This is a genomic window from Nocardia sp. XZ_19_369, assembly GCF_015355715.1.
Lineage (GTDB): Bacteria > Actinomycetota > Actinomycetes > Mycobacteriales > Mycobacteriaceae > Nocardia.
Map to the genome: position 1 here is coordinate 1,264,884 of NZ_JACVED010000001.1, position 18,880 is coordinate 1,283,763.

16 protein-coding genes, 1 tRNA gene and 1 pseudogene are annotated in these 18,880 nt (G+C 66.5%); 6 read left to right on the forward strand and 12 right to left on the reverse strand.

Going from position 1 to position 18,880, the window contains the following annotated elements; translation table 11 throughout:
* Positions 1 to 59 precede the first annotated feature (59 nt).
* Positions 60 to 767: a hypothetical protein gene (locus tag IBX18_RS05755; RefSeq protein WP_194832591.1), complete on the reverse strand. Its 708-nt coding sequence runs from the start codon at positions 765 to 767 to the stop codon at positions 60 to 62.
* A 206-nt stretch (positions 768 to 973) separates the two neighbouring features.
* Positions 974 to 1,681: a hypothetical protein gene (locus tag IBX18_RS05760; RefSeq protein WP_107653631.1), complete on the reverse strand. Its 708-nt coding sequence runs from the start codon at positions 1,679 to 1,681 to the stop codon at positions 974 to 976.
* A 319-nt stretch (positions 1,682 to 2,000) separates the two neighbouring features.
* On the opposite strand from IBX18_RS05760, the gene rfbB reads away from it, so the two are divergent.
* Positions 2,001 to 3,014, forward strand: a complete 1,014-nt coding sequence (gene rfbB / locus IBX18_RS05765) for a dTDP-glucose 4,6-dehydratase (RefSeq protein ID WP_194832592.1) — start codon at positions 2,001 to 2,003, stop codon at positions 3,012 to 3,014.
* A 73-nt stretch (positions 3,015 to 3,087) separates the two neighbouring features.
* Here rfbB and IBX18_RS05770 read toward each other — a convergent pair whose 3' ends face one another.
* Both IBX18_RS05770 and IBX18_RS05775 read right to left on the reverse strand, forming a co-directional pair.
* Positions 3,088 to 4,662 (reverse strand): DUF2142 domain-containing protein, encoded by a 1,575-nt coding sequence (locus IBX18_RS05770; RefSeq protein WP_194832593.1) that lies wholly within the window; start codon positions 4,660 to 4,662, stop codon positions 3,088 to 3,090.
* Complete coding sequence (locus IBX18_RS05775; RefSeq protein ID WP_135234294.1) at positions 4,659 to 5,651, reverse strand: glycosyltransferase; 993 nt, start codon at positions 5,649 to 5,651, stop codon at positions 4,659 to 4,661. Before IBX18_RS05775 ends, IBX18_RS05770 begins: the two co-directional genes overlap by 4 nt.
* Before the next feature lie 147 nt (positions 5,652 to 5,798).
* Here IBX18_RS05775 and IBX18_RS05780 point away from each other — a divergent pair, with 147 nt between their 5' ends.
* A complete protein-coding gene (locus tag IBX18_RS05780; RefSeq protein ID WP_306796153.1) occupies positions 5,799 to 6,344 on the forward strand; it encodes a GtrA family protein in 546 nt (181 codons plus the stop codon).
* Positions 6,345 to 6,466: 122 nt separating this feature from the next.
* Complete coding sequence (locus IBX18_RS05785; protein ID WP_194832594.1) at positions 6,467 to 8,380, forward strand: glycosyltransferase; 1,914 nt, start codon at positions 6,467 to 6,469, stop codon at positions 8,378 to 8,380.
* A 52-nt stretch (positions 8,381 to 8,432) separates the two neighbouring features.
* On the opposite strand, the gene IBX18_RS05790 is transcribed toward IBX18_RS05785, so the two are convergent.
* The 6 genes from IBX18_RS05790 to IBX18_RS05815 form a co-directional block, all read right to left on the reverse strand.
* Positions 8,433 to 9,305 carry an NAD(P)-dependent oxidoreductase gene (locus IBX18_RS05790; protein WP_194832595.1) on the reverse strand — a complete coding sequence of 291 codons (873 nt, stop codon included), beginning with the start codon at positions 9,303 to 9,305 and terminating at the stop codon, positions 8,433 to 8,435.
* A gap of 219 nt (positions 9,306 to 9,524) precedes the next feature.
* Complete coding sequence (rsgA, locus tag IBX18_RS05795) at positions 9,525 to 10,571, reverse strand: ribosome small subunit-dependent GTPase A (protein ID WP_194832596.1); 1,047 nt, start codon at positions 10,569 to 10,571, stop codon at positions 9,525 to 9,527.
* Between the two features lie 252 nt (positions 10,572 to 10,823).
* Complete coding sequence (locus tag IBX18_RS05800) at positions 10,824 to 11,828, reverse strand: glycosyltransferase (protein ID WP_228540321.1); 1,005 nt, start codon at positions 11,826 to 11,828, stop codon at positions 10,824 to 10,826.
* Complete coding sequence (locus IBX18_RS05805) at positions 11,825 to 12,664, reverse strand: ABC transporter ATP-binding protein (RefSeq protein ID WP_135234298.1); 840 nt, start codon at positions 12,662 to 12,664, stop codon at positions 11,825 to 11,827. The genes IBX18_RS05800 and IBX18_RS05805 overlap by 4 nt, the downstream gene beginning before the upstream one ends.
* A 10-nt stretch (positions 12,665 to 12,674) precedes the next feature.
* Positions 12,675 to 13,517, reverse strand: a complete 843-nt coding sequence (locus IBX18_RS05810) for an ABC transporter permease (RefSeq protein WP_246181052.1) — start codon at positions 13,515 to 13,517, stop codon at positions 12,675 to 12,677.
* Between the two features lie 292 nt (positions 13,518 to 13,809).
* On the reverse strand, positions 13,810 to 14,415 hold the full coding sequence (locus IBX18_RS05815; protein WP_194832597.1) for a bacterial proteasome activator family protein: 606 nt from the start codon (positions 14,413 to 14,415) through the stop codon (positions 13,810 to 13,812).
* A gap of 251 nt (positions 14,416 to 14,666) precedes the next feature.
* Between IBX18_RS05815 and IBX18_RS05820 the strand changes: the two genes are divergently transcribed.
* Positions 14,667 to 15,869, forward strand: coding sequence for a cysteine desulfurase-like protein (locus IBX18_RS05820; protein ID WP_194832598.1), 1,203 nt, complete (start codon positions 14,667 to 14,669; stop codon positions 15,867 to 15,869).
* 51 nt (positions 15,870 to 15,920) lie between these two features.
* Here the strand turns inward: IBX18_RS05820 and IBX18_RS05825 are convergent, their stop codons facing one another.
* Positions 15,921 to 16,910 (reverse strand): NAD(P)H-quinone oxidoreductase, encoded by a 990-nt coding sequence (locus tag IBX18_RS05825; protein WP_194832599.1) that lies wholly within the window; start codon positions 16,908 to 16,910, stop codon positions 15,921 to 15,923.
* A gap of 292 nt (positions 16,911 to 17,202) precedes the next feature.
* On the opposite strand from IBX18_RS05825, the gene IBX18_RS05830 reads away from it, so the two are divergent.
* A complete protein-coding gene (locus tag IBX18_RS05830) occupies positions 17,203 to 17,613 on the forward strand; it encodes a MarR family transcriptional regulator (RefSeq protein WP_228540538.1) in 411 nt (136 codons plus the stop codon).
* A 24-nt stretch (positions 17,614 to 17,637) separates the two neighbouring features.
* Positions 17,638 to 17,722: transfer RNA gene (locus IBX18_RS05835), tRNA-Ser, on the forward strand.
* Positions 17,723 to 17,927: 205 nt separating this feature from the next.
* Here IBX18_RS05835 and IBX18_RS05840 read toward each other — a convergent pair.
* Positions 17,928 to 18,782 (reverse strand): annotated as a pseudogene (locus IBX18_RS05840) (tyrosine-type recombinase/integrase); the annotation flags it as partial.
* Positions 18,783 to 18,880 lie beyond the last annotated feature (98 nt).

An 18,880-nucleotide genomic window follows, 5' to 3' on the forward strand; every position in this document is an offset into this window, starting at 1 on the left:
AAACCCCGCCCGGCAACGGCCGAGCGGGGTTCAGTTTCGTATTCGGTTGTGCGCGTTGCCTACTTGGCAGGGGCCGGGGGAACGAAGGGGGCGTTGATGGTGGTGAAGTACTGGATGGCCGCGCCGATCGCGACAGGAGCGGTCACGAAGACCTGACCGAGCAGGGTGCCGAGAGCGCCGATGGCGAGGAAGCCGGCGATGCAGCCGCCGATGAAGCCGGCGGGGGCGCCGAGCATTGCGGAGAGGGCACCGGTGAGGACGAGGCCTGCGGCGCCGCCGAGGACGCAACCGATTGCGGCGCCGCCGAGGCCGCCGACGAGGGTGCCGATGGTGGCGCCCATGGAGATGGTGGAGGTCATGCGCGACCAGGCGGCCTGCTCACGATCGTATTCGGTCTTCCAGGGCGCCTTGTCCTCGTAGGGCAGGGCGACGGGCTTGTAGGTCGCGTGCGCCATGTCGAGCTGCGGGGTCAGGGTGGCGGTGCGATCGGAGATGTCCGCGGCGATCGGAAATTCGAAGTCGTCGACGCGCATGACGAGCGGGGTGCCCGCGACGGTGGTGCCGGCCGCGTCCTTGATCTTGAGGGCGCCGTCTTCGACCTCGATCGAGCCCTGGTCGATCGAGAGAATGGACTGGGTGTCGGTGCCGGTAGCGGTGTAGTTGATCACCTTCTGATCGGCAGCGGGGGCCGCGTTGACGGTGCCCGCGGTCACGCCGAGAGCGGCGATCAGTAACGCGGAGGTGGCGGCAAACTTAGTGATACGCATGTGCTTTGGTTCCTCATCGGGTGCGTTGAGTGAGTGAAACGACCGGCAACTGATCTCACGAACTTTCAGTAACCGGGGCGCGGTCCTCAGGAACCCCTGCCCCCGGCGGTGCGCCGGGAGCAGGGGTTCCTGGCTCGATGTTCGGTTGCAATTCGGTTGGGTGAATTCAGTTGTGCCAGTCCAGCTTCAGCTGGGCACGGACGTATCTACTTGGCCGGGGCCGGGGGAACGAAGGGGGCGTTGATGGTGGTGAAGTACTGGATGGCCGCGCCGATCGCGACAGGAGCCGTCACGAAAATCTGACCCAGGAGAGTGCCGACGGCACCCATCGCGAGGAAGCCGGCAATGCAGCCGCCGATGAAACCGACCGGGGCGCCGAGCATTGCGGAGAGGGCACCGGTGAGGACGAGGCCTGCGGCGCCGCCGAGGACGCAACCGATTGCGGCGCCGCCGAGGCCGCCGACGAGGGTGCCGATGGTGGCGCCCATGGAGATGGTGGAGGTCATGCGCGACCAGGCGGCCTGCTCACGATCGTATTCGGTCTTCCAGGGCGCCTTGTCCTCGTAGGGCAGGGCGACGGGCTTGTAGGTCGCGTGCGCCATGTCGAGCTGCGGGGTCAGGGTGGCGGTGCGATCGGAGATGTCCGCGGCGATCGGAAATTCGAAGTCGTCGACGCGCATGACGAGCGGGGTGCCCGCGACGGTGGTGCCGGCCGCGTCCTTGATCTTGAGGGCGCCGTCTTCGACCTCGATCGAGCCCTGGTCGATCGAGAGAATGGACTGGGTGTCGGTGCCGGTAGCGGTGTAGTTGATCACCTTCTGATCGGCAGCGGGGGCCGCGTTGACGGTGCCCGCGGTCACGCCGAGAGCGGCGATCAGCAGCGCCGAAGAGACGGCGAATTTCCTCATCAGCATGTGGTGGAACCTCAATGTGAAGCGTTCGGAGGGGACTAGACGATCGAAATCTAGACCAGCCAACGAGTGGTGAACGGGTTGTGACCTTTTATTCAAATTTTGTTCACCAAAGAGACTCGTGGCATGGTGGGGTGTCGGAAACACACACTCTAAGTGCGGTTTTGGGCTACAAACAGGACTGGATGTCCGACTTCTACTGAAGAGTAAGAGACCAAGGTCACAGAGCGCAACTCTGGCGGCATGGGCTAGTTCGATCGTTCGAGCGCGCCTATCTCGAATCGATCACGCTGTGCCTAACCGGTGGAAGTAAGGTCATGGGGTGCGCTTGCTTGTCACCGGCGGAGCCGGATTCATCGGAGCCAACTTCGTCAAGCAGACCGTTGCCGACCGTCCCGATACCACCGTAACGGTGCTCGACGCACTGACCTACGCCGGAAATCGCGCCTCGCTGGACCCGGTGGCCGATCGGATCGATTTCGTGCACGGCGATATCGCCGACCTCGATCTGGTCGACGAACTGGTCAGCGGCGTCGACGCGGTGGTGCATTTCGCCGCCGAATCGCACAACGACAACTCGCTGGCCGAGCCGTGGCCGTTCGTGCAGACCAATATCATCGGCACCTATTCACTGCTGCAGGCCGTGCGCCGCTACGACGTGCGCTACCACCACGTCTCCACCGACGAGGTCTACGGCGATCTCACCCCCGACGAGCCCGCGTTCACCGAACGCACTCCGTACAACCCGTCCAGTCCGTACTCGGCGACCAAGGCCTCCAGTGATCTGCTGGTGCGCGCCTGGACCCGCTCGTTCGGCGTCCGTGCCACCCTGTCGAACTGCAGCAACAACTACGGTCCCTATCAACATGTGGAGAAGTTCATCCCGCGCCAGATCACCAATCTGATCGATGGCGTCCGGCCGCGGCTCTACGGCGCCGGCCATCAGGTGCGCGACTGGATCCACGTCGACGACCACAACCGCGCCGTGTGGGACATCCTGGAGCGCGGCCGGATCGGGCAGACCTATCTGATCGGCGCCGACGGCGAACTGGACAACAAGTCCGTGGTGCGGATGATCCTGCAAGCCTTCGACCGCGACCCGGACGACTTCGACCACGTCACCGACCGGCCGGGCCACGACCAGCGCTACGCCATCGACGCGACGCTGCTGCGCACCGAACTCGGCTGGACCCCGCGCTACGCCGACTTCCGCGCGGGCCTCGCGGCGACCGTCCAGTGGTACCGCGACAACGAATCCTGGTGGCGCCCCTACAAAGCCATCACCGAGCGCGCGTACGTCGCGGCGGGCGAACAGACCCTCACCCCAACCGACTAGCCGCACACCTTCCGATTTCCCGCACCGAGATTCGCCTGCGATTCCAGGTGCGGGAAATCAATAACGGTGCGGTTCAGCCCCAGACGATGTCGTAGTACTTCCAGACCGCGCCGATGAGGGCGATGACGGTGGCGACGATGATGGTGACGGCGGGGCCGACGGTCGGCGTGCGGCCCGCGATGTTGGTGAGCCGCAACGGCATCCAGCGCAGCAGCACGGCGAAGGCGACGATCGCCAGCGGCACGAAGTAGCGGCCCTGCACACCGTCGATGATGTAGTAGCCGACCGGCGTGAACGACATGTACAGCGTCACGTAGATCATCGCCACGCTGGCCGCCACGGTCAGCGCGACGAGCAGGGTGCGCCGGAAGGTGGCCGCGGTCAGCCGATCCGCGACGCCGATGCTCACCGCGAACGCGAACAGGCAGGCCAGCATCGTCAATGCGGGGACATCGATGTAGGCGAAACCGAGCTCACCGAAGAACTGGCTGAACCACCGTTGGTCGCGCAGTGCGATGCTCTCGCCGAACACGGAGATGAAATGCCCTGGATCGGTGAGAATTCCGCGCAGCTGCTCGCCAGGCTGCACCGAGCGCCACTGGTGCTCGGGCCGCATCAGGCCCATGCCGTCGCCGGTGGGCGCCGCGATCTTCATCCACACGGCGAAGACCAAACCGGCCGCGGCCGCGAAGGCCCACGGAATCCAGCGCCGCCAACCGGTGAAACCCAGCCGGTCCGCGGGCACCAGCACCACCAGCATCGCGAGCAGCACATAGGTCGGCTTGCTCACCGGCAGCAGGATCGTCGCGGCGAGCAGCGCACCGGTTTCCACGCGACCGAGCCGGTCGCCGAGGAACAGCGCCTTCACCAGCAGCGCCGACACCATGATGGCCAGCGCGTTGGTCATGGTGTCCGCGGTGACGGTGCCCGCCTGGAACACCGCGATCGGCAGCACCGCGACGGTGAACGCCAGCCACTGCACCCGATGCTTGCGCAGTGCGTACAGGCCGAAGCCGACCACCGTGAGGTAGGCGAGCAGCCCGGCGAGCCTGGTCAGCGCGATCATCCCGCCGACGTCGAGCCCGAACAGCTCGGCCAGCCGAATGCCCACGGCGGCAGGGATATACGGCACCGGTGAGTAGGCGGCGGTGTTGGTGAACCAGACCGGTTCGGTGGCGTCGGAGACCGCGGCCCCGCCGAGCCGGTCGTAGGCGCCCGGGTCCTCGACCATCGAGCCCGGCTCTTCGGGATTGGTCGTGTAGTCGCGCAGCGCGTAACCCATTACGGCGGTGATGCTTTTCGGCACATCGCCGCCGTAGGCGACTCCGCGCGTGTCGTGAATCTTCTGTGGCAACAACCCGCCGTGCGCGACCTGGTAGGCGCGGCCGAACTGGGTGATCTCGTCGTGGCCCCAGAAGGGCGGCGTGAGAACGGTGAACAGCCCGCCGAAGATCGCGACGAGCACCGTGAACGCGACCGTTGCCCCGCCGAGGCGCGTCACGATCCGCGCGCCGAAGTCACGAGCCGACCCGGACTTCACCGAAGCTTCGACCGCCGTGGTCTTCGTCGACCCATTGGTCGATTCAGCAGCCGATTCGTCCAGCGCCCGTGTCGTATTCGATTCGGTGTCCTCCGCCGCGGTGGTCACAGTCCTGCTCCGCCGGTGCGGGCGTCACCGCCGTTGCCGTTGGGCTGGTGCTCGTCCGCGCTCACCGCGGAGTAGCGCAGGTACACCAGTCGCGCGGCCTCGTGCCGCGAGCGCCGGATGCCGTCCAGGATCAGGCCCGCGGTCCAGGCCAGGCTGCCGAGCAGCAGCAAGGTGAAGGCGAGGAACAGCGTCGGGAACCGGGGCACCTCACCGGTGTTGTAGAACTCGACCACGATCGGGACGCTCAGAATGATGGAAACCAGCCAGCTCAGCGTGCCGAACAGGCCGTAGAACGCGACGGGGCGCTCGTGCCTGGCCAGGCCGATGATCAGCGCCAGGATCTTGAACCCGTCGTGATAGGTGCGCAGCTTGCTCTCACTGCCCGCGGGGCGGTCGCGGAAACCGACCGGCACCGCGGTCCGCGGCACCCGCAGGTGCAGCGAGTGCACCGTCAGCTCGGTCTCGATCTCGAACTCGCGCGACACGGCGGGGAAGCTCTTCACGAACCGGCGGGAGAACACCCGGAAGCCGCTCAGCATGTCTTCGACGTTCTCGCCGAACACCTTGCCGACCACGCCGTTGAGCACCTTGTTACCGGTCTCGTGGCCCGTGCGGTACGCCGATCCGCTCTCGTCCTGCCTGCGGACGCCGAGCACGTGGTCGTATGGACCGTCGAGCAGGGTCTTGATCATCAGCGGCGCGGCCGACGCCTCGTAGGTGTCGTCGCCGTCGATCATCAGGTAGACATCGGCCTCGATGTCGGCGAAGGCGCGGCGCACCACATTGCCCTTGCCCTTGGTGTATTCGTGGCGCACGATCGCACCGGCCTCGCGGGCGCGTTCGGCCGTCTTGTCCGTACTCAGGTTGTCGTAGACATAGACGACGATTCCCGGCACGGCGGCCAGCAGGTCGGCCACGACCTTGGCGACGGACGCCTCCTCGTTGTGGCACGGCACCACGGCGGCAATTCGAAGCTCGGTGGAGTCCACCCGGGTCAATCCTCGCGATCGGTGGTGAATGTGGGAACACCGGGAGGGTACAGGGAACTCACTGCGGACGTGTGGCCGACCTCAGCGCGCCGACAGGGGAATTTCGCCTCGCGCCATGGCGCGCCGGGGCTGCGGTACCGTCGGGCCGTGCCAACCAGTGAATCGACCGCGCGGGCGGGCGAGACCGTGCCCGCCGAGGCATCGATCGTCGGGAAGGTGCTCGCCGCGCTGCGGCAGGGCAGCGCGTTCCTGGTGGTCGGGGCCATCGGCTTCCTCGTCGACGCGGGCACCTACAACCTCCTGGTGTTCTGGGGCGGCGAGGGCATGCTTTATCACTACCCGCTGCCCGCCAAGATCATTGCGATCGCGGTGGCCACGGTGGTCACCTATTTCGGCAACAAGTGGTGGACCTTCGCGCACAAGAAGACCGACAACCCGGGGCGCGAATACCTTCTCTATGCCGTCTTCAATGTCGTCGCGATCGGCCTGCAACTGGGGTGCCTCGGTTTCTCCCGGTACGTGCTCGACCTGTCCTCGCCGCTCTCGGACAACATCTCCGGCACGCTCATCGGCCAGATGGTGGCGGTGGTCTTCCGCTACTGGGCCTACGACAAATTCGTCTTCACCGGCGCGCGCGAGCGCGGCGACGAGGCAGGCACCGACGGAGTAGCGAACGCTCAGCAACCGAAATAGGACACGGCGGCACCACGGCTGAGCAGGCAGCTCGCTACGGTGGTTGATATCCTCACCCCCGCCGCGAACGGCATCCAGGGGCAGTCTGTCCCGTCCGGCACGATAACGATTTCGAGGACTTCATGGATCAGTCGGCTACCCAGGCCGTTACCGAAACGAACGATCGAGCGCCGGCCGTTGTCGCGCCTGCCTCGCTGCGCTCCGACCACCGGGCGCCGGATCGGCTGGTGTTGCAGCGCGGCATCTTCACCGGTCCCTCGGCGAAGGTGAGCGACGAGCTGTATGCCGTCGTCAAGGGTCGCGCGCATCGGGAACGCCAGGCGCTGCGGCTGGAAAAGGGCGCCGCCGCGCACACCAACACCTACTTCGGCCGATTCGCCGCGAGCTACTGGCAGCGCTGGACCACCGTCACCGAGGTACGGGTGGCCATGGTGCTCGACGTGACCAAGAAGGCCAGGATCCGGCTGGTCGCCTCCGATATCGCGGGGCACCGCCGGATCATCGACACCGCGCAAGTCACCGAAAGCGGCCCGCTGACGCTCACCGCGCCGCTGGATCAGTACGTCGACGGCGGGGCGATCTGGCTCGAATTCGACGCCATCGGTGGCGACCTCGGCATCACCGAGGTCAGCTGGACCACGGCGGCACCGGACCACATCCGGCCCGTCGCGATCGCCATCTGCACCTTCAACCGCGCCGAGGACTGCGCGCACACCGTCGCGGCGCTGGCCTCCGACGAGGTCGTGCTCGGCGCGATCGACGCGGTGTACGTGGTGGACCAGGGCACCGACCTGGTGCAGGATCGGCCGCTGTACCAAGAGGTCGTGCCGGTGTTCGGCGACAAGCTGCGCTACCTGCGCCAGCCGAATCTCGGTGGGGCGGGCGGCTTCACGCGCGGGCTCTACGAGGTGTCCGCGGCGAACGAGCACGCCGACGTCATCCTGATGGACGACGACATCCTGTGCGAACCGGAAACGGTGTTGCGGCTCAACGCCTTCGCCAACATGACGGTGGAGCCGACCCTGGTCGGCGCGCAGATGTTGTTCCTGCTCAACCCCGATTACCTCAATGTCGGCGCCGAAGAGGTGCACCTTCAGCAGCTGCGGCACGGTCAGAAGGTGCCGAAGGCGTTGCGCAACACCAGCATGCTCAAGCGCAACCAGGAGCGGCGCGTCGATGCCGGGTACAACGCGTGGTGGACCTGCCTGATCCCGGCCGAGGTGGTCGCCAAGATCGGACTGCCCGTCCCGATCTTCTTCCAGTGGGACGACGTCGAATACGGCATCCGCGCCCGCGAGAACGGTTTCGTCACGGTCACCCTGCCGAACGCGGCGGTTTGGCACGCGGATTTCTACTGGAAGGACTACGACGACTGGGCGCGCTACTTCAGCACGCGCAACTCGTTGATCGTCGGCTCGCTGCACACCGATCTCGACGGAAAGGCGATCACCCGCAAGCTGTTCCGCGAGCTGGCCGAACAGCTGGTCGCAATGCAGTACGGCCTGGTGCACACCACCCTGCAGGGCATCGAGGACTTCCTGAAGGGCCCGAAGGTGTTGCAGGACGGCGGTATCGCCGCGCTGGCCGCCGCCCGCGGCAGCCGGGCCGACTACCCGGAGACGATCAAGCATCCGGCCTCGACACCGCCCGTGCGCTCCGGTGACATCCAATTGCGCCGCGCCACCGGCGAACCCAGCCGCCCGATGCTCGTGCTGATCAAGCGCGCCGTCAACCAGTGGTTCGGCCGCACTCAGCACGGCGTCATCGGCGTCACCCGCGAAGACGCGTACTGGTGGCATGTCTCGCTGTTCGACCACGTGGTGGTCACCGACGCCTCGCAGTCCGGCGTTCGCGTTCGGCAGCGGGACAAGGCGCGGGCCCGTCAGCTGCTGCGCCGCACCATTCACGTGCTGCGCAGGCTCCGCAACGAACTGCCGGCCCTGCAACGGGAATACCGCGCCGCGGTGCCCGAGCTGACCAGCCGCGCCAACTGGGAGCGGCTGTACGGCATCGCGAATGCCAAGCAAGACAGCTGATCTCGCACGGACATGAGCGGGGGACGGGCCTGGCCCGTCCCCCGCTTCCGTGCTACCTGCCCAGTGGCGAGTCGGACAAGAACAGGTCGGTGGTGAGCGGGCCGTCGCCGGGGACCACGCGGTACTTCTCCAGATCCGTGATGCCGTGCGCGGCAAGAACATCGTCATCGATGAAGAAGTTGCCGGAGGTCGACTTGGCCGGCGAGGTGAGCACCAGGTAGGCGGCGTCGGCGTAGATGTCGGGGGTGCGTGAGGTCGCGATCATCTCCTCGCCGCCGAGCAGGTTCTTCACCGCGGCGGTGGCGATGGTGGTGCGCGGCCACAGCGAGTTCACGCCGATCCCGTCGCCCTTCAGCTCCTCCGCCAAACCCAGTGTGGTGAGCGACATTCCGTACTTGGCGATGGTGTAACCCAGCGCCATGCCCGCCCATCTCGGGTCGAGATTGAGCGGCGGGGACAGGGTGAGGATGTGCGGGTTGCGGTCGGCCGCGGCCGAGGCGCGCAGATGCGGGATGCTCAGCTTCGACAGCAGGAAGCTGCCGCGGGTGTTGATGTCCTGCATGAGGTCGTATTTCTTCATCGTCAGCGCGTCGGTGGGCGACAAGTCGATGGCCGAGGCGTTGTTCACCACGATGTCGATGCCGCCGAACCGCTCGACCGTCTGCCGCACGGCCTCGGCCACCGAATCGTCGATGCGTACATCGCCGACGAACGGCAGCACCTGAGCGCCGGCCGCCTCGAGCTCGGCCGCCGCGGTATGGATGGTGCCGGGAAGCTTCGGGTGCGGAAGATCGGTCTTGGCGATCAGGGTGATGTTCGCGCCGTCGGCCGCTGCCCGCTTGGCGATCTCCAGACCGATGCCGCGGCTGCCGCCCGACATGATCAGCGTTCTACCCGCGAGCGGCTTGGATCCCGGTTCCGTCATTGACCTGCTCCTGTCGTCAGCGCCGCAGGGGAGACCCCGCAGCCGTCCACCGTGTGCACACTAAGCGTAAACCCTCGTCATATGCAACCAGTTGCATAGCATGCTGAGCAGGTTCTTCATGATCAATAACGCCGCTCGGGCCGTTGCCTGATGCAACGCGGTGGCCAAGGGCGGGCGGCGCTGGTCGCCGACTGCTACCGCCCGCCCGGCCGCCCGGGGTCAGCGGCGGGAACCTCGTTCCTTGTAACCCAGTCGCTGCTGCTTCATGATGCTGCGCCAGTTGCGGTCGCGTTCGGCCTGCAGGCGTTTGTCGGTGCGCGCCGCCATCCAGGCGTTCTCCTTGGCCAGCTTGCGGTAGCTGTCGAAGCGCCGCTGCGGGAGTTCGCCGTTGTCGATGGCTTCGAGCACGGCACAGCCGGGTTCGCCGTTGTGCGCGCAGTCGCCGAATCGGCATCGGGCGGCGAGGGATTCGATGTCGCTGAAGGTCTTCTCGAGGCCTTCGGCGGCGTCCCACAGCCCGATCCCGCGCAGTCCCGGTGTATCGATCAGCGTGCCGCCGTTCGGCAGCGGCCGCAGTTCCCGATGCACCGTCGTGTGCCGACCCTTCTTGTCCGCGGCGCGAACGGCGTTGGTGGCGAACACTTCCTGACCGAGCAGGGCATTGGCGAGGGTGGACTTCCCCGCGCCGGACGGTCCGATCAGCGCGACGGTGCCGTCGAGCATGGCGGCGAGCACATCCAGGCCGGCACCGCTGTTCGCGCTCACCGCGGCCACCGCGGCACCGGGTGCGACGGCCCGCACCTCGTCGAGCGGAATATCTTCTGCCGCGTCGGCTTTGGTGAGCACCACGATGGGTTGGGCGTTGCTTTCCCAGGCCAGCGCGAGCATCCGCTCGATCCGCCCGAGGTCGACGTCCCCGTCGGCCGCGGTGCAGATCAGCACCGTATCGACATTGGTGGCGAGCACCTGTCCTTGCGAGCGTCCGGATACTGACGATCGCATGATCGCCGACTTTCGTGGCAGCAGCTGTCGCACAACGGATTCGGCATCGATCGTCACCCAGTCACCGGTGCAGAGCCCGCTGACCTCGGCATCGGCGCGCGGGCACTTGGCCCGAGCCGGCCCGGTGGGTGTGGCGACATCACATTCGCTGCGGTCCATCCGGATCACCCGGGCGGGCACACAGCCTTCCTCGATCAGCGAGGCGTATTCATCGGCTACGGCTTCGGTCCAGCCGTAAGGGACAAGGAGGTCGTTCTCGACCATGATGGAAGGAATCTTTCGTTGGGCACCGAGCCCAACGCGGACTCAGTGACTGAAGAATGAGGGGGCGTTTCGTGTGGCGGCGTGCGCAGGCACAGCTCGTCCGAACACGACAATCCGCAAGCTCCTAGCCACGGTCCACACCTCCTCGCCTCACTCGCAGTTGCCCAACATTGACATGGCTCGACACCCCACGCAACTCATTTATTGCCGGGTTCCGACTACCCGCGTGCGCGCAGCCTGGCTGCGCGCAGTTCAGGGACGCTCGTCGGGTTTGCCGAACTGCTCGTGGCGGCCCAGCGAGCGCAGATGGAACCATTCGCGCAGGCCCGCCGGGTCGCGGCGGGTGACCAGGAAGAACCAGGAGAAGCGAATCCATTCCTGCGGCAGCAGCTTCCGCATCCCGGGCTGCGACATCAGGTAGCCCCGGTTCCGGTAGGTGAAATAACGCTTCACCGGGTCGTCGGGGTACTGGGTGTGCATCCGGCCGCCGAGGATCGGCTTGAATTCGGCGGCACCATTCGGATGCAGATACGCGGTCTGCAGACAGGTGCCGAAGGGCAGCCCGGAGCGGACCAGCCTGCGATGCACCTCGACCTCGTCGCCGCGCACGAACAGGCGCAGGTCGGGCACGCCGATCACGTCGACGGCCTTGGCGGAGATGAGCGCTCCGTTGAACAGCGAGGCGATGCCGGGCAGGAAGTCCTCGTCGCCGAGTTCGGAACGCAACCGCCGCCACACCACGCCGCGGCGCAGCGGGAAGGCGAGCTGGTCGGGCTCGTTGATGTCGCAGACCACCGGCGACACCTCGACCAGGCCGTGCCGCTTCGCGCAATCCAGCAGGATGGCAAGGACTTCCGGGCCTTCGGGCCGTCCGTCGTCGTCGGCCAGCCAGACCCAGTCCGCGCCGAGGCTCAACGCGTGCAGCATGCCGAGCGCGAAACCGCCCGCGCCGCCGAGGTTGTGTGCCGAACCGAGGTAGGTGGTCTCGATCGGCTGGTCCCGGACCAGGTCCGCGACCTCGGGCTCGTTGGCATTGTCGACCACGATCAGGTGATCGACCGGGCGCGACTGGGAGGCAATGACTTTCAGCGACTCGGCGAGCAGTTCGCGACGCTTGTGCGTGACCACGATCGCCACGATCCGCGCGTCGGGGCCGGTGCCGACGGCACCGCTCGCACGCACCGGCGCTGTGGTGGCGTCGACCGGAGCAGATGCCCCTTTCTCGATCGGGGTGTCCTGCCCGGTCGGCTCACTCATGCCTGGTTCCGCTCCAGTTCTCGTTCGGTGTCCATGGTCTTTTCGGCTTCCAATTCGCGCAGCACGGTCGCGACGTGGTTTCCCGCGTCCGGACCCTCGTAGGCTCGCACCACTTCTTCGATACCGCCACGCAGGCGGATCTGTCCGTGATCGATCCACAACGCGGAATCGCAGAGTTGCGCGAGAAATTCGTTGGAATGGCTGGCGAATACCAGGATGCCTGATCGGGCCACCAATTTCTGCAGACGCAGCCGGGCTTTCTTCATGAATTCGGCGTCCACCGCGCCGATGCCCTCGTCCAGCAGCAGGATCTCCGGGTCGATCGAGGTCACCACGCCCATCGCCAGGCGAACCCGCATACCGGTGGAGTAGGTGCGCAGCGGCATGGACAGGTATTCGCCGAGCTCGGTGAAATCGGCGATCTCATCGATCTTGGCCAGCATCGACTTTCGCGTCTGCCCGAGGAACAGGCCGCGGATGATGATGTTCTCGTAGCCCGAGATCTCCGGGTCCATGCCGACGCCGAGGTCGAACACCGGGGCCACCCGGCCGCGGATGCGCGCACTGCCGCGCGACGGCTCGTAGATGCCCGAAAGCAGCCGCAGCAGCGTGGATTTACCCGCGCCGTTGTGCCCGACCAGGCCGACCTTGTCGCCTTCCTTCAGCGACAGGGTGATGTCGCGCAGCGCCTCGACCACCACCACATCGGATTGGTTGCGCCCGATCGCGCCGCCCGCCTTGCCGAGGAACGCCTTCTTCAGCGATCGCGATTTGGCGTCGAAGATCGGGAATTCGACCCAGGCCTGGCGGGTTTCGATACTCACATGGTCGGTCATCGATGCCCTCCTAAACCCAGTACGGCACGCGCGAGCGGAACTGCTTCATCGCGTAGATCGCGACGAGCCAGCCGACCACGGTGATGGCGCCGACGATGCCCCAGTGATACAGATGCTGATCGTCGCCGAGCAATGGCGCGCGGATGATCTCCAGATAGTGGAACGTCGGGACCAGCTCGGCCAATTTCGCGCGTTCGCTGACCTGGCCGCCCTGCGCCTCGAGGCTCTTGGTATTCCACATCACCGGCGTCAGCACGAACAGCATCAGCGTGAGACTGCCGAGGATCGGCGCGATATCGCGGTAGCGGGTGCTGAAGATGCCGAACACGATCGACACCCACATCGCGTTCAGGAACAGCAGCCCGAGCGCGGGAATGGCGAACAGCGCGGTCCAGTGCAGTTTCTCCCACACACCGAACGCGACGAGCACCACGAGATAGATCAGCATGTTGTGCGCGAAGAACAGCAGCTGCCGCCAGACCAGCCGGTAGACGTGCACGCTCAACGCCGAGGGCAACTGTTTGATCAGCCCCTCGTTGGCGATGAAGACATCGGAGCCCTCGAGGATGCTCGCGTTGATCACGTTCCAGACGATGATGCCCACCGCCACGTAGGGCAGGTAGTCCTTGATCGGCTGATTGAGCAGCGCCGCGTACAGCAGCCCGATCGCGGCCGCCTGGACACCGGTCGCGATGGTGATCCAGAACGGGCCGAGCACCGAGCGCCGGTACCGCTGCTTGATGTCCTGCCAGCCGAGCGACAACCACAGTTCGCGCTGGCCGAAACCGACGCGGAAATCCTTGAACGCCCGCTGCAGGGTCTGCGAATCCGAGGCGATCGGCTCGGTGTCCACCGGTTCGGCGACCTCGGCGGTCTGCCCGGGCGCGGCCGGGGTCTCCGCGGGACTCACCGGATCCTCTTCCGCCGCGCCGTCATCGGAGCGCACCGTGCTGTCGCCGGAGGAATCCTCTTCCGGACGCACGGAGTCATCTGAACGCACTTGGCTGTCATCTGAACGCACTGAGCTCTCTTCAGGACGCCCCGGACTCTGTTCCGAGTCGGGGCGAGCGGCAGCGGCGGGCACGGTGCTCGACACTACCCTTGGACATTCCTACCGACCCGCGTGGCACACGCGGGTCAGCGCCTCACAGATACTGCCCGGAACCGCCGGTCACGTGATTGGCCGGGCCGCCGCGGGGGTCGCTCGCGTGGATGCCGGGCGGTAGCGCGCCCTGGCGCATTTGCTCGAGTTGCGCCCGCGCGGCCATCTGCTGCGCGAACAGCGCGGTCTGGATGCCGTGGAACAGGCCCTCCAGCCAGCCGACCAGCTGGGCCTGCGCGATCCGCAGTTCGGCGTCGGACGGAATGGCGTCATCGGTGAACGGCAGCGTCAGCCGCTCGAGTTCGTCGCGCAGTTCCGGGGCCAGGCCCTGCTCCAGTTCGCGCACCGACGACTTGTGGATCTCCTTCAGCCTGCTGCGGCTGGCGTCGTCGAGCGGAGCCGCGCGCACCTCCTCCAGCAGCTGCTTGATCATGGTGCCGATGCGCATGACCTTCGCGGGCTGCTCGACCATGTCGGCGAGCGATTCACCCGAATCGTCCCGGTCGTCCGAGTTGTCCTTCTTGTCTTCGTCGGTCACCACCTGCGCGGTGAACGGTGCGTCGTCCGCGGCCTCCGCTGGGATGACCAACGGGCGGCCGTCGGGCCCGACTACGACGATGTGGTCCGGGGCCTCATCCGATTGCGTCATGGTCCCTATCATGTCGCGTCGCTCCCGAACGCGCTAAGCCGGTGTTCACGCCGCCTGCGGATAACCGGCTGCGACCAGGTTGCCCGGTCCTCGTCATAGGCGCGGGGCGGCGTTCTATTCTGTTCGGGTCGTGTGGTTCGGATTTGCTGAAAGTCGGTTGCCATGCTGAGTCCCAGGTCGCTGTGCCCCCGCTATGAAGCGGAGGGGAACACGGTTACACAGGCTCGCCCGCTGCCCTTAGAGTGGCCAACATGACTTACGACGTCGCGAGGGTTCGGGGCCTGATACCGTCCCTCGGCGACGGCTGGATCCATCTCGACCCGCAAGCGGGCATGCTGGTGCCCGATGCGGTATCTCGCGCCGTCTCAACAGGATTCCGAACTTCCTCTTTTTCGCATATCGGTCGCAATGGTGCGGCGGTGCGTAGCGCCGCCATTCTGGACGCGGCCCGCGAGGCGGTGGCGGATCTGGTAGGCGGCGATCCGGCGGGCGTTGTGCTCGGCCCGGATCGGGCCGTGCTGCTCGCCTGGCTGGCCGAATCCTTGAGCTCGCGGCTCGGGCTCGGCACCGGCATCGTGTTGTCCCGGCTGGACGACGAGGCGAATGTCGCGCCGTGGTTGCGCATCGCCAATCGCTACGGCGCGCACGTGCGCTGGGCCGAGGTGGAGATCGAGACCTGCGAGATGCCGTCCTGGCAGTTCGAGGAGTTGATCGGGCCCACCGCACGACTGGTCGCGCTCACCGCCGCCTCGCCGATCGTCGGCTCCGCCCCCGCGGTCGGGGTGGCCGCGGACCGGGTGCACGAGGTGGGCGGACTGCTCGTCGCGGACGCGTTCGGCGCGGCGCCCTACGCGCTCATCGACATCGACGAACTCAACGCCGACGTGGTCGCGCTCAGCGCACCCGCCTGGGGCGGTCCACAGATCGGCGCGCTGGTGTTCCGCGATCCGGCCTTTCTTGACCGGATTCCCTCGATGTCGTTGAACCCCTACGCGAAGGGCGCCGAGCGGCTCGAGGTCGGCGGACACCAATACGCCCTGCTCGCCGGGCTGACCACCTCGATCGACTTCCTGGCCGGCCTCGACGAGCGGGCCCGCGGCAGCCGCCGCCAGCGCCTGGAAATGTCGATCACCTCGCTGCAGGACTACCACGATCAGCTGTTCGAGCACCTGATGGATGTGCTGGACAAGATCCCGAACCTCACCGTGATCGGCCGGGCCTCCACCCGAATCCCCACCGTCAGTTTCACTCTCGCGGGCATGCAGGCCGAGAAGGTCGCCGCCAAGCTCGCCGACAACCGCATCGGCACCCTCAGCGGCGTGCACGGCGGCAGTCGGCTGCTCGACGCCCTCGGTGTGAACGACGAAGGCGGCGCGGTCACCATCGGCCTGGCGCCGTACACCACCAAGTTCGAGATCGACCAGCTCGGCCGCGCGCTCGCCGCGATGGAGTAGTAGAGCCACGTTCTTCCCGCGGGGTGGCCACTCTCCCTTGGGTTTACGAGCTCAGAGATCCTGTACTTGCAGCACGACCTTGCCGAAGGCGTCACCGGATTCCAGCAACCGATGCGCCTCGCCCGCCTCACTGATCGGCAATTCCGCGTGGATGACCGGCGCCACGGTGCCGTCGGCGACCAACGGCCACAGCTGCCTACGCACCTCGGCGATGATCTCAGCCTTGCTGCCGTGGCCGGTGGCCGGCCGGTTGCGCACATTGGTGGCGTGCACCGTGCCCCATTTCCGCAGCAGCGCACCGAGATTCAGCTCGCCGCCGACCCCGCCCTGCATGCCGATCACCACCAGGTGCCCGAAATTCGCCAGGGCCTCGACATTGCGGGCCAGGTAGGCCGCGCCCATGTTGTCCAGGATGACGTCGGCGCCCGTGCCGTCGGCCCGCACCGCGGCGATGAAATCGTCGTCCCGGTAATTGATCAGCACGCTCGCGCCGAGTTCCTTGCACCGCTGCAGCTTGTCGGCCGAGCCTGCGGTGACCGCGACCCGCGCACCGAGGCTGCGCGCCACCTGGATGGCATGCGTGCCGATTCCGCTGCCGCCACCGTGGATCAACACCAGCTGACCCGCTTGCAGCCCGGCGGTCATGACCAGGTTCGACCACACCGTCGCCGCCACCTCGGGCAGCCCGGCGGCCGCGCCGAGATCCAGCCCGTCGGGCACCGGCAGCAGTTGCGTGGCCGGGACGACCACCTTTTCGGCATACCCGCCGCCGGACAGCAGCGCGCACACCCGGTCGCCGACCTGCCAGTCCTGCACGCCGTCACCGAGCTCGGCGATGACGCCGGAGCATTCGAGACCGAGCACCTCGCTGGCACCCGGCGGCGGCGGGTAAAACCCTTGGCGCTGCATCAGGTCGGCGCGGTTCACCCCGGCCGCCGCCACCTGGATCAGCACCTCACCGTGGCCGGGCGCGGGATCTGCCGCCTCGCCCCACGTCATTACCTCGGGCCCGCCGAATCCGTTCAGCTCGATAGCACGCACAGGTTCCATAGTGCCCCCGCCCGCACCGTCCCGAACCGCGGGCCCCTCGTGAGCGGTCGCGGTAGCGGTCGGCTCAGGCGCAACCACAAGCGCATTCTCGCGGTTTCGCGAACCGCGCCGAGCTGGAGAGATCACTGAGCGAGACTGTGCACTGAGCGATACATCTTTCCCCACAGGGAATTTCCGCAGTTGAGGGCGGCATAGAATGAGCACCGTGCATCCAGAACCGAGTAGTCCCGTGGCCGAACCGAGGTGGCTCACCCCGGCGCAGCAACGGGCCTGGCGGGCCTATATGGATGGCCACCAGCGACTGATGACCGCGCTGAACCGCCAGTTACAGCGCGACAGCGACCTCAGCGTCGCCGAGTACCGCATCCTGGTGCTGCTGTCGGAAGCGCCCGGCCGCGCCTTGCGGATGAGCGAACTCGCCGACGGCGTGCTCTCCTCCCGCAGCCGCCTCACCCACCAGATCCGGCGCCTGGAAGGCGAGCGCATGGTGCGCCGCAATACCTGCCTCGAAGACGGCCGCGGCGTCCTCGCCGAACTCACCGACGAGGGCATGCGCCGCCTCGAAGCCGCCGCTCCCGGCCACGTCGAAGCCGTCCGCCGCGACTTCGTCGACCTGCTCACCCCGCACCAGCTAGAGGTCATCGCCGAAGTCTTCGCCCGCGTCGATCAGGAAATCGGAACGCGCCCCCTCTGACCCGTCCGCTACCATCGTGATCCTGGAGACGTGGCAGAGCGGCCGAATGCACTCGCCTTGAAAGCGAGCGTCGAGAGATCGACCGGGGGTTCAAATCCCTCCGTCTCCGCAACTTCCCCTGACCTGCTCCGGCAGGTCAGGGGCACTATTTTCGGGGGAGTCGGCACAGCTGGCCTACCGTCTGGCCACATTTTGGCCACACTGGCCGCGGCGGCCTTGTCCAGCGCTTCGCCGACGGCGTCCAAATCGTCATCGAACAAGTCCGCGTAAGTGTCCAAGGTCATCGCGGCCGAGGCGTGCCCCAACATCCTTTGCAGCGCTTTCACATTGACCCCGGCGGACACCGCGAGGCTTGCCGCCGTGTGCCGAAGATCGTGCGGAGTGACGCGAGGGATATCGGAGGCCCGCACGGCCTTGTTGAACCAACCAGAATGACTGATCGGCCGTTTCAGGTGCTGGCCGTCGCTTCCCGGAAACACGAGGTCGTTGCGGCGCTTGCCCTCACACCGCCGAGCCAGCTCGGTCACGATGAACATCGGTACCGGCACCGACCGCTCGTCCTCGGATTTCGGCGTGCCGACGTGCACCTCCATATTCACCTGCACGGCGTTCTCGACCACGCTGAGCCGTTTGCGCAGCAGGTCAAGGTGTTTGACCCGTAGCCCGATCGCCTCGCCCCAGCGGATACCGCAGTACGCGAGAACCAACACGAGGAGTCGGTGCTGACCTGACTTGCTGGCGAGCAGGGCGACTTGTTCGTGAGTGAGGTAGGTGCGCGGCTTCCGCTTCTTCTTCGGCAGGTTCTCGACACCACGAGCGGGATTCTTGGCCAACCGCTTTCCCTTCACAGCGGTGTCGAGAATCCCCGCCAGGACGCCGTAGGCGCGAATGACCACGGTAGCGCCGCTGCCCTTCTTCACCACCTTGTCGGAGTCGTTTCGGTCGATGACTGTCCGGCCCATATCCGAGATCCAGGTCTCTACCGAATCGAGGTCGATATCGGAGATTCGCACGCCGCCCCAGCGTGGCTCGACATGTATGCGCCAAGCGGTCTCGATCGACTTGTATGTGGAGGGCTTGAGGTCAGATTCCTTGCGTGCCAACCAGTTCAGCGAAAGTTCCGCCACGGTGACCCGCCCGAGGGATGGCGCGACGTAGTCGCCCGTCATCTTCTGGACCTCGACCGTGCTCTTGAAGTTCTCGGCGTCTACTTTGCGCCGAAATCCGCGTTTGCTGGTCTGCTTACCGTCCGGCTTGCGGTAGCGGA

Bases quoted from the DNA above. Each gene is read 5' to 3' on its own strand.
- IBX18_RS05785 (WP_194832594.1), top strand. From the start codon at position 6,467: ATGGATCAGTCGGCTACCCAGGCCGTTACCGAAACGAACGATCGAGCG.
- IBX18_RS05805 (WP_135234298.1), bottom strand. From the start codon at position 12,664: ATGACCGACCATGTGAGTATCGAAACCCGCCAGGCCTGGGTCGAATTC.
- IBX18_RS05760 (WP_107653631.1), bottom strand. From the start codon at position 1,681: ATGCTGATGAGGAAATTCGCCGTCTCTTCGGCGCTGCTGATCGCCGCT.
- IBX18_RS05790 (WP_194832595.1), bottom strand. From the start codon at position 9,305: ATGACGGAACCGGGATCCAAGCCGCTCGCGGGTAGAACGCTGATCATG.
- IBX18_RS05830 (WP_228540538.1), top strand. From the start codon at position 17,203: ATGGATGGCCACCAGCGACTGATGACCGCGCTGAACCGCCAGTTACAG.
- IBX18_RS05815 (WP_194832597.1), bottom strand. From the start codon at position 14,415: ATGACGCAATCGGATGAGGCCCCGGACCACATCGTCGTAGTCGGGCCC.
- IBX18_RS05820 (WP_194832598.1), top strand. From the start codon at position 14,667: ATGACTTACGACGTCGCGAGGGTTCGGGGCCTGATACCGTCCCTCGGC.
- IBX18_RS05755 (WP_194832591.1), bottom strand. From the start codon at position 767: ATGCGTATCACTAAGTTTGCCGCCACCTCCGCGTTACTGATCGCCGCT.
- IBX18_RS05800 (WP_228540321.1), bottom strand. From the start codon at position 11,828: ATGAGTGAGCCGACCGGGCAGGACACCCCGATCGAGAAAGGGGCATCT.
- rsgA (WP_194832596.1), bottom strand. From the start codon at position 10,571: ATGGTCGAGAACGACCTCCTTGTCCCTTACGGCTGGACCGAAGCCGTA.